The organism is Pseudoxanthomonas taiwanensis, from assembly GCF_010093135.1.
GTDB classification, from domain to species: domain Bacteria; phylum Pseudomonadota; class Gammaproteobacteria; order Xanthomonadales; family Xanthomonadaceae; genus Pseudoxanthomonas; species Pseudoxanthomonas taiwanensis.
On sequence record NZ_PDWK01000096.1, the window covers coordinates 1 to 8,128 of the forward strand.

The window sequence follows — 8,128 nt, forward strand, 5'->3', positions numbered from 1 at the left end:
GTGTAAAAGAGACAGGACCACCCCGGGGGCGGCGCCCGCCGCCCCGGTGGTGCTCGATGCCGCCGCCATCGAGCGCATCCGCGAGGAAGCGCGCGAGGAGGGCCGGCGCGAGGTGAAGGAACAGCACCGCGGCTTCTTCGACTTCGGCTCCAGCGAACCCATCGTCAGCACCCTGGTCGGCGAGTTCCGCGGCTTCGGCAAGGGCCAGCAGTACACCCTGGCCAACGGCCAGGTCTGGGAGCAGATCGAGGATGCGCGCCTGTCCGGCGTGCGCAAGACCAACCCCGGCGTGACCATCAAGCCCGGCCTGTTCAACGTCTGGTACATGCGCATCGACGGCTACAGCACCCAGGCCAAGGTACGCCGCATCAAGTAGGGCCGCGCGAACCGCACCCCGCCCGGCGCCGGCGTCCCGCCCCCTGCAGGAGCCGCGTACGCGGCGACCTGGCCGGCGCGACCGGAGCCGGCGTTCGACGGGCATCCCGAAGACACCGCCCGGGGCCCCCAGGCACAGGTGCACGCGAGGCGACCGGGCACGCCCGTCACGCCTCCGCCGACGCGGCCCAGGCAGGGCGACCCGCGGGCCCCGGCATCAGGCCGACAACGCGGCCAGCCGCTGCGCCAGCTTCTTGGGCGAGACCGCGCCGCGGGCACCGAGCTCCTGGGCGAACAGCAGCACGCGCAGCTCCTCCAGCTCCCAGCGCAGGGCCTGCCAGCCCGGCTCGTCCGCCCGGCCGCGCGCCTGCGCGTCCTGCAGCGCCTGGACGAAGGGCTTGAGCTCCAGCATCCGCGCCTGGTCGCGCGCCGGGTCGCGCAGGGCGCGCTCCACACGCAGGCTCATGGCCTTGAGCCAGCGCGGGTACTGCGCCAGCGCCTCGGCCGGGGTGTGGCGCAGGAAGCCCGGATGCACCAGCCCGTCCAGCTGCGCGCGCAGATCGTCCAGGTTGCCGCGCGCCCAGCCCATGAGCGGCGCCTCCAGCTTCGGCTTCAGCTCCGCCACCGCGGCCAGGATGCGCTCGGCCAGCTCCAGGCGCGCCATCGCCTCGCCGAACAGGGCGCGGCCGGCGGCCTCGGCGCGGCGCTGGAAGGCCTCGCGGTCGCGGATCTCCTCCAGCCCTCCGGCCAGCACCGCGTTGAGCGCGGCCTCGACCAGGTCGGCGCGCAGCTGCTCCTTTTCCCTGGCCTTGGCCTCCGGACCGCTGCCGAACTGCTCGATGGCCGCGTACAGCAGGCCCAGCCTGGGCGAGACCGGCAGCTGCTTGCGCGCCTGCCGGGCCTTGTCGGCCAGGGCGATGCGCAGCAGGCGGTCCACGCCGCGCGGGTGCGCGGCCTCGGCCTGGGCGCGGTCGGCGAACACGCGCAGCTCGGCATGGGTGCCGTGGTCCACCAGCGCCGGGTAACCGGGCACGCCGGCCTCGCCCAGCACCTGCTGCGGGATCGGCCCGGCCGGGAACTCGCGCAGCTCGGTGCTGGCCGCGGCCAGCGCGCGGCCGGCGCGTACGGCGAAGGCGCGGCCGGCACGCTCGCCGAAGCGGGCGCGCAGCGCCTCCAGGTCGCGCGACTCGGCCAGCACCTGGCCACCGCGCTCGGGCAGCTCGCGCAGGCGCAGGTTCATGCGCAGGTGCGGCTCCAGCGCCGCCTCGTCGAAGTCCAGCGCCGACACCGGGGCGCCGGTGGTGCGGGTCAGGAAGCGCGCCAGTTCGCCGGTGATGGCATCGGCGGGCGGTTGCGGGAAGGCCTCGGCGAAGGCGCGGCCGAAGTCCGGCGCCGGCACGTAGTTGCGGCGCATGGCCTTGGGCAGGGTGCGGATCAGCGCCGCGGCCTTCTCGGCCACGAAGCCCGGCGCCAGCCAGGCCAGCCGCGCCGGGTCCAGGGCGTTGAGCAGGGGCAGCGGCACCTCCAGGGGCACGCCGTCGTCCACGGCGCCCGGCTCGAACCTGTAGTGCAGCGGCAGGCGCGCATCGCCCAGCACGAAGTACTTCGGGTACAGCTCCTCCTGCCCGCCCTCGCCCGGCAGCAGGTCGGCCAGGCTCCAGCGCAGGGCGCGCCTGCGCTCCGGGTCCAGCCGCCTGTACCAGGCATCCAGCGCGGTGGCCGAATGGATCTCGGCCGGGATGCGGTCCAGGTACCAGCGTGCCTGCCAGTCCTCGTTGGCCACCAGGCCGGCGCGGCGCAGCTTGGCCTCTTCCTCGCGTGCCTGCTCCAGGGTCCTGAGGTTGTCGGCCAGGAAGCCGGCCCGGGTGTCGATCTCGCCGGTGACCAGGGCCTGGCGCACGAACAGGTCGTGGGCGCCGGCCGGATCGATGCGGCCGTAGTGCACCGGCCGGCGCGGCGCCAGCACCAGGCCGAACAGGCTGATCTGCTCGGAGGCCAGCACGTTGCCCTGGGCGCGCGACCAGCGCGGGTCGAAGTGCTTGCGCGCCAGCAGGTGCGGCAGCTCGGCGATGGCCCAGTCCGGCTCGACCGCCGCCGCGGTCAGGCCCCAGACCTTCTGCGTGTCCAGCAGCGTGGCCACCAGCACCCACGGCGGTGGCTTCCTGGCCAGCGGCGAGGCCGGGAACAGCTGGAAACGACGCTGGCGCGGGGCCTGGTAGTCGCCCTTGTCGGTGCGGTGGCCCAGCTGGGTGGGCAGGCCGGCGATCAGCGCCCGGTGCAGGGCCTGGTAGGCGGCGGCGCGTTCGCGGGCACTGAAGCGGTCGCCCTCGGCCGGCGCCGCCCCGGCGGCCGGCGCGGGTGCGGCGCCCGGGTCGGCCTTGCCCTCGCGCGCCAGGCGCGCGGCGCGGTGCAGCTCGCCACGGCTGGGCCGCTGGCCCTGGCGGGCCTCGCCGGGCGCCGGCGCGCCGGCCAGCAGCGGCAGCACGCACCGCTCCGCCGGCTCCTCGCGCCAGCCCAGCTCGTCGCACAACAGGCGCAGCTGGCGGTGCAGCTCGCGCCATTCGCGCATGCGCAGGAAGCCGAGGAAGTGGCGGCTGCACCAGTCGCGCAGCTTCGACTGGGTCAGCTCGCCGTGGGCGTCGTCGTAGGCATGCCACAGGCGCAGGATGCCGACGAACTCCGAGCGCGGGTCGGCGAAGCGGGCATGGGCATTGTCGGCGGCCTCACGCGCATCGGCCGGGCGCTCGCGCGGGTCCTGCACGCCCAGGAACGCGGCGATCGGCAGCATCGCGCGCAGGCAGCCGTGCGCCTGCGCCGCCACCAGCATCCGCGCCAGCTTCACGTCCACCGGCAGGCGCGCCATCTGCCGGCCGATCGCGGTCAGGCGGCGCTGGCCGTAGCCGGCGTCCTCCACCGCGCCCAGCTCCAGCAGTTGCTGCCAGCCGTCGGCGATGGCGCGCTCGTCCGGCGGCTCGATGAAGGGGAAGTCCTCGATCCGGCCCAGGCCCAGGTGCAGCATGCGCAGGATCACGCCGGCCAGGCTGGAGCGGCGGATCTCCGGGTCGGTGAACTCCGGGCGGGCGAGGAAGTCGGCCTCCGAGTACAGGCGGTAGCACACGCCGGCGGCCCCGCGGCCGCCGCGGCCCCTGCGCTGGTTGGCGCTGGCCTGGCTGATCGGCTCCACGTGCAGGCGGTCGATCTTCGAGCGCGGGCTGTAGCGCTTGACCCGCGCCTCGCCCGGGTCCACCACGTAGCGGATCCGCGGCACGGTCAGCGAGGTCTCGGCCACGTTGGTGGCCAGCACGATGCGCCGCTGCGGGCCGGGGTGGAACACCCGGTCCTGGTCCTTCGCCGACAGCCGGGCGTACAGCGGCAGCACCTCGGTGGCGCGGTACTGGCGCTTCTCCAGGGCGCGGTGCACATCGCGGATCTCGCGCTCGCCGGGCAGGAACACCAGCACGTCGCCGCGCGGGTCCTCGGCGGTGATCTCGTCCACGGCCGCGACGATGGCGGCCACCGGGTCGGCGTCGGTGGCGCGCCGCTCTCCGCGGCCCTCCCCCTCCGCGCCGGCCTCGCCGGGCGGGCGGTAGCGCACCTCCACCGAGAAGGTGCGGCCGGGCACCTCCACCACCGGGGCATCGTCGAAATGCCGGGCGAAGCGCGCCGTGTCGATGGTGGCCGAAGTGATGATCAGCTTCAGGTCGCGGCGCCTGCGCAGCAGCTGCTTCAGGTAGCCGAGCAGGAAGTCGATGTTGAGGCTGCGCTCGTGCGCCTCGTCCACGATGATGGTGTCGTAGGCCGACAGCCAGCGGTCCGACGCGATCTCGGCCAGCAGGATGCCGTCGGTCATGAACTTGATGCGGGTGTCCTCGCCGGCCTGGTCGCTGAAGCGCACTTGGTAGCCGACCATCCCGCCCAACGGCACCCCCAGCTCCTCGGCCACGCGCGCGGCCACCGTGCGGGCGGCGATCCGGCGCGGCTGGGTGCAGCCGATGGCCCCGGCCACGCCGCGGCCGGCGGCCAGGCACAGCTTGGGCAGCTGGGTGGTCTTGCCCGAGCCGGTCTCGCCGGCCACCACCACCACCTGGTGCCCGCGGATCAGCTCGACGATGCGCTCGGCCTCGGCCGTGATCGGCAGGGCCGGATCCAGGGTGACCGGGGGGATGCCGCCGGCGCGGGCCTGGCAGGCGGCCACCGAGGCGGCCAGGGCCTGTTCGAAGCGGGCGCGCGCCTCCGCGTCGGCCGGGTGGGCGCGCCAGCGCGACCACAGCCCGTGCAGGCGGCCGCGGTCGCGGCTGAGCGCCGCGTCGATGCCGCGCCGGCCGGCATCCAGGGCCCGGCGCAGGTCGGCGGGTATCGGATCCATAGATAAAGATGTGAAGTACTGCGTAACGCGGACGGGTTTAGTTTTATTGTGACAGCCCCATCTGGTCCGTGTGGACCCATCCCAAAGGAGCCGTTCATGGCCAAGAGCAAGACCGCCAAGGGCAAGACCCCCGCCGGCAGGAAGGCGCTGAACCCGGTCGCCTCGCCTTCGCGCGTGGACATCGGCATCGATCCGGACGACCGCAAGCGGATCGCCGAAGGCCTGTCGCACTTCCTCGCCGACGCCTACACCCTGTACCTGAAGACCCACAACTTCCACTGGAACATCACCGGTCCGATGTTCAATTCGCTGCACGCGATGTTCATGGACCAGTACACCGAGCAGTGGAACGCCCTGGACGAGATCGCCGAGCGCATCCGCGCACTGGGCTTCAACGCCCCGGGTTCGTACGGCGAGTTCATCCGCCTGACCTCGATCCGCGAGGAATCCGGCTCCGACGGCGTGCCGGACTGGAAGGGCATGGTGCAGCAGCTGGTGGAGGGCAACGAGGCGGTGTGCCGCACCGCGCGCTCGGTGCTGAAGACCGCCGACGAGGCCGGCGACGACCCGACCGTGGACCTGCTGACCCAGCGCCTGCAGACCCACGAAAAGTACGCCTGGATGCTGCGCTCGCTGCTCGAGTGACCGTCCCGCGGGCGGCGACCCCGTCGCCGCCCCAACACCCAGCTGCGTCCGCGGCGTCCCGGCAGGCGCGTCCGGGGTCGCGGCCAGCCACCACGCCGCCGGAGGAAACACCGGATGCCCCGGTGCGGAGCGACGCCGCAACGGATGGACCCGCCGCGCCGCCGTCGATGCGGCCTCCACGGGGATTGGCCGCATCCCTGACGGTCCATCTGCCCGCCGCCGACACGTTCCGGCGCGTGCACCGGTATCCTTGCACCGATGCACGCTTCCTCCCCCGAACCTTCCCGCGACGGTTCCGTCCCGGAACCGGCCGCGCTGGAGCTGCTGCGCCGTGTGTTCGGCTACGCCAGCTTCCGCGGCCAGCAGCAGGCGATCGTCGAGCACGTGGCCGGCGGCGGCGACGCCCTGGTGCTGATGCCCACCGGCGGCGGCAAGTCGCTGTGCTACCAGATCCCGGCGCTGCTGCGCCCGGGCACAGGCATCGTGGTCTCGCCGCTGATCGCGCTGATGCAGGACCAGGTCGAGGCGCTGCGCCAGCTGGGCGTGCACGCGGCCTGCCTGAACTCCACCCTGGACGCGGCCGGGGCCCGCCAGGTCGAGCGCGAGCTGCTCGACGGTGCGCTGGACCTGCTGTACGTGGCGCCCGAGCGCCTGCTCACCACGCGCTTCCTCTCGCTGCTGGAGCGCAGCCGCATCGCCCTGTTCGCCATCGACGAGGCGCACTGCGTCTCGCAGTGGGGCCACGACTTCCGCCCCGAATACCGCGAGCTGACCGTGCTGCACGAGCGCTGGCCGCAGGTGCCGCGCATCGCCCTGACCGCCACCGCCGACCCGCCCACCCGGCGCGAGATCGTCGAACACCTGGCCCTGGAGCAGGCGCGCTGCTTCGTCAGCTCCTTCGACCGGCCCAACATCCGCTACTCGGTGGTGCACAAGGACAATCCGCGCCGGCAGCTGCTGGACTTCCTGGCCGGCCACCGCGGCGAGTCGGGCATCGTCTACTGCCTGTCGCGGCGCAAGACCGAGGAGACGGCCGCGTTCCTCGCCGGCCGCGGCATCCCCGCCCTGCCCTACCACGCCGGCCTGCCGGCCGAGGTGCGCGCCGAGCACCAGCGGCGCTTCCTGCGCGAGGACGGCATCGTGATGTGCGCCACCATCGCCTTCGGCATGGGCATCGACAAGCCGGACGTGCGCTTCGTCGCCCACCTGGACCTGCCCAAGTCCATCGAGGGCTACTACCAGGAGACCGGCCGCGCCGGCCGCGACGGCGAGCCGGCCGAGGCCTGGATGGCCTACGGCCTGGGCGACGTGGTTCTGCTGCGGCAGATGATCGAGCAGTCCGAGGCCGGCGAGGAACGCAAGCGCCTGGAGCGGCGCAAGCTGGAGCAGCTGCTGGGCTATTGCGAGTCGGTGCAGTGCCGGCGCCAGGTGCTGCTGGCCGCCTTCGGCGAGGCCTACCGGTCGCCCGCGGGCCGCGAAGGCTGCGGCAACTGCGACAACTGCCTGCAGCCGGTGCGCACCTGGAATGCCACCGAGGCGGCGCGCAAGGCGCTCAGCTGCGTCTACCGCACCGGCCAGCGTTTCGGCGCCGCGCACGTGATCGACGTGCTGCGCGGGGCCGACACCGAGAAGGTCCGCCAGTTCCGCCACCACGAGCTGTCCACCTACGGCATCGGCGCCGACCTGGACGCGGCCACCTGGCGCAGCGTGCTGCGCCAGCTGGTGGTGGCCGGGCTGCTGGAGGTGGACGCCGAGGGCCACGGCAGCCTGCGCCTGACCGAGGCCGCGCGGCCGGTGCTGCGCGGCGAGCGCGCCGTGCCCATGCGCGAGGAGGCGGCGCGCCCGCAGCGCGGCGGCGAACGCCGCAGCGACAGCACCCTGTACGTGGATCCGGGCGACCGCGCGCTGTTCGACGCCCTGCGCGCCTGGCGCGCACAGGCCGCGCGCGAGCAGAACGTGCCGGCCTACGTCATCTTCCACGACCGCACCCTGCGCGACATCGCCCAGCTGCGCCCGGCCACGCTCGGCGAGCTGGCGCGGGTGGGCGGCATCGGCGGCAGCAAGCTGGGGCGCTACGGCCAGGCGGTGCTGGAGATCGTGCGCGAGGCGGGCTGAAATCCCGCCCCGGGGTCAGAACGGCTTGGCCAGCACCAGCCAGACGATCAGCAGCAGCGCCAGCACCGGCAGCTCGTTGTAGAGGCGCAGCGCCCGCGCCGAGGGCAGGCCACGGCCGCGCTCCAGGCCCTTGAGCCAGCGTCCACCGACGGTGTAATGCACCACCAGCAGCACCACCAGGGCCAGCTTGGCGTGCAGCCACCCGGTGCCCATGGCCACCATGGTCGGGAAGCCCGGGATCACCCGGTAGCCCAGCCACAGCACCACGCCGGCCACGAACGCCAGGCCCAGCATGATGTGCCCGAAGCGGTACAGGCGCCGCCCCATCAGCCGCAGCCGCTCCTGCACCGGCACCTGGCCGGCCGTCTCGGCCAGGTTGACCAGGATCCGCGGCAGATAGAACACCGCCGCCATCCACGAGACCACGAACAGGACATGGAAGGACTTCACCCAGATGTAGGCGTTCATGTGCGTTGCGTGCAGGCTAGGATGGGCGGATTCTCGGCCATCCCCGCGCCCCCTGTCTCTTATATAAATCTCCGAGACGTTTGCAAAAAGAATACGCTAGATTGCACGTTCTACAATACTTGCGTCGGTGTCATGTGCAGGATACTACACTGATTATCG

Annotated in this window: 4 protein-coding genes and 1 pseudogene; 3 read left to right on the forward strand and 2 right to left on the reverse strand. The window is 73.2% G+C overall.

Annotation, left to right across the window (positions count from 1 at the left end):
- Positions 1-376: pseudogene (locus CR938_RS13265) on the forward strand (hypothetical protein); the annotation flags it as partial.
- Between the two features lie 216 nt (positions 377-592).
- Here the strand turns inward: CR938_RS13265 and hrpA are convergent.
- The gene (hrpA, locus tag CR938_RS13270) at positions 593-4,741 is read right to left on the reverse strand and encodes an ATP-dependent RNA helicase HrpA (RefSeq protein WP_162125455.1); all 4,149 of its coding nucleotides are present in this window, start codon (positions 4,739-4,741) and stop codon (positions 593-595) included.
- A gap of 96 nt (positions 4,742-4,837) precedes the next feature.
- On the opposite strand from hrpA, the gene CR938_RS13275 reads away from it, so the two are divergent.
- Together CR938_RS13275 and recQ are read left to right on the forward strand one after the other, a co-directional pair.
- The gene (locus CR938_RS13275; protein WP_162125456.1) at positions 4,838-5,386 is read left to right on the forward strand and encodes a Dps family protein; all 549 of its coding nucleotides are present in this window, start codon (positions 4,838-4,840) and stop codon (positions 5,384-5,386) included.
- Between the two features lie 258 nt (positions 5,387-5,644).
- Positions 5,645-7,501, forward strand: a complete 1,857-nt coding sequence (gene recQ / locus CR938_RS13280; protein WP_162125457.1) for a DNA helicase RecQ — start codon at positions 5,645-5,647, stop codon at positions 7,499-7,501.
- A 15-nt stretch (positions 7,502-7,516) separates the two neighbouring features.
- Here the strand turns inward: recQ and CR938_RS13285 are convergent, their stop codons facing one another.
- Positions 7,517-7,969, reverse strand: a complete 453-nt coding sequence (locus CR938_RS13285; RefSeq protein ID WP_162125458.1) for a CopD family protein — start codon at positions 7,967-7,969, stop codon at positions 7,517-7,519.
- Positions 7,970-8,128 lie beyond the last annotated feature (159 nt).

Bases quoted from the DNA above. Each gene is read 5' to 3' on its own strand.
- CR938_RS13285 (WP_162125458.1), bottom strand. From the start codon at position 7,969: ATGAACGCCTACATCTGGGTGAAGTCCTTCCATGTCCTGTTCGTGGTC.
- recQ (WP_162125457.1), top strand. From the start codon at position 5,645: ATGCACGCTTCCTCCCCCGAACCTTCCCGCGACGGTTCCGTCCCGGAA.
- CR938_RS13275 (WP_162125456.1), top strand. From the start codon at position 4,838: ATGGCCAAGAGCAAGACCGCCAAGGGCAAGACCCCCGCCGGCAGGAAG.
- hrpA (WP_162125455.1), bottom strand. From the start codon at position 4,741: ATGGATCCGATACCCGCCGACCTGCGCCGGGCCCTGGATGCCGGCCGG.